The organism is Mesorhizobium sp. M0991, from assembly GCF_040318915.1.
Lineage (GTDB): Bacteria > Pseudomonadota > Alphaproteobacteria > Rhizobiales > Rhizobiaceae > Mesorhizobium.
On sequence record NZ_JAMYNE010000105.1, the window covers coordinates 1 to 750 of the forward strand.

1 protein-coding gene and 1 pseudogene are annotated in these 750 nt (G+C 57.3%); both read left to right on the plus strand.

Annotated elements, in window-relative coordinates:
• Positions 1-594: amino acid ABC transporter permease (locus tag NKH70_RS35700; RefSeq protein ID WP_353027477.1), on the plus strand; the 594-nt coding region annotated here is incomplete at its 5' end.
• 18 nt (positions 595-612) lie between these two features.
• Positions 613-750, plus strand: a pseudogene (locus tag NKH70_RS35705) (amino acid ABC transporter permease); the annotation flags it as partial.

Here is a 750-nt window from a genome sequence, read left to right on the forward strand (position 1 = left end):
AGGATTCCGGTGATCAGTCATCTGACTGACCTCTACGTGTCCTATGCCCGGAGTGTTCCCGTCGTCCTGCAGTTGTTCGTCGCGTTCTACGGGCTGCCCTTGTTGGTGATCCTGTTCGGCGCCAAGGATCTTATTTCTGCAACGATCGCTGCGATGGTGGGGCTGAGCCTCTATCATGGAGGGTATCTGTCGGAAGTCATGCGACCTGCATACCTGGCTGTCGATCCCGGCCAGCATGATGCGGCCGACAGTCTGGGATATACCTTCCGACAGAAGATCACCCGCGTAGTCGGCCCGCAAGCGGTGCACTTCGCATTGCCGGGCTATGGAAACTCGATCATCTACCTGATCCATGACGTTGCGCTGGTCATGTACATCGGGGCTGCGGACGTGATGGCGACCGCGCACTTGATCGTGGAGCGCGACTATAACCAGTACCAGTTCGAAACGTACCTCGTGCTGGCGGTTATCTATTCGCTGATGTGCCTTGTCGCGTGGCTCATCGTGCGCTTCTTCGAGCTCCGCTCACCAATGCAAGCGCCAGAGGCGACGACAACAGCTCAGATCAAGAACGCGGCCGTCGCGAGCGTGTGACGTAAGGGTAATCCGACCATGTTTGATACCGAAATTCTGCTCCAGGACTCGCAGGAAATTCTGGGCGCCGTACCCGTGACGCTCGGCATGGCTTTCACGATTTTCATCCTGTCCACGATCGTCGGCAGCCTTTTTGCGCTCGTCGAATATAGGCGG